This window comes from Sphaerimonospora thailandensis (genome assembly GCF_016863115.1).
In the GTDB taxonomy this organism is placed as follows: domain Bacteria; phylum Actinomycetota; class Actinomycetes; order Streptosporangiales; family Streptosporangiaceae; genus Sphaerimonospora; species Sphaerimonospora cavernae.
In genome coordinates, this window is record NZ_BOOG01000157.1 from 1 (window position 1) to 624 (window position 624).

General features: G+C 72.1%; 1 protein-coding gene and 1 pseudogene. Both read right to left on the minus strand.

Features of this window, described 5'->3' with window-relative positions:
• Positions 1-137: roadblock/LC7 domain-containing protein (locus Mth01_RS30060; RefSeq protein ID WP_456154389.1), on the minus strand; the 137-nt coding region annotated here is incomplete at its 3' end.
• Positions 134-624 (minus strand): annotated as a pseudogene (locus Mth01_RS29435) (hypothetical protein); the annotation flags it as partial. The gene Mth01_RS30060 and the pseudogene Mth01_RS29435, both read right to left, overlap by 4 nt.

Here is a 624-nt window from a genome sequence, read left to right on the forward strand (position 1 = left end):
GGTGGAAAGCCGTCGGAATAGGCCAGCGGCAGACCGTCCGACGCCACCACCACCGCGTGCGCCACACCCGGAACCGAGCCGACGAAGTCGCTGATCAGCCAGTTGAGGCCCCGTGCGGCCTGACTCATCTCCATCATGCTTGCTCCCCTTCTCTCATCGGGTAGCCCTGGTCCTCGCTGATCTCCCCGCGCGCCACCGCGCGGCCCTGACGTACGCCCTGCTGGAGGCTCGACAGACGGCTCCGGGCGCGATCCGGCGACAGGACGGGCGGTGGTGCGGCCGGGGCCGCCACCGGATCGGCCGAGCCCGGCACCAGGTTGGCCTTGGGGACCCGCTTGGGCAGGCCGGAGGTGGTCTTGCCCTCGGAGGCAGGCTGCCGGGCGACGGCCGCGGCGGCCTGCCAGCCGGCGTCGACCGCGGTCGGCTGCTGCCATCCCGGTTCCGGCTCTGACGGGGTGGCCCGCCTGAACCATGCCGACTCGACGGAGGCGAAGATCGGTAAGAACTCCTCCTGAGGCTCTTCCAGCGGCGCGTTCCGCAGTACCGGCATCGGACCGGTCGCCGCCTCATCCGGGACGTCGTCGTAGCGGCGCGGTCGCGCCGGAGGAGCCGCCGGAGCGAAAA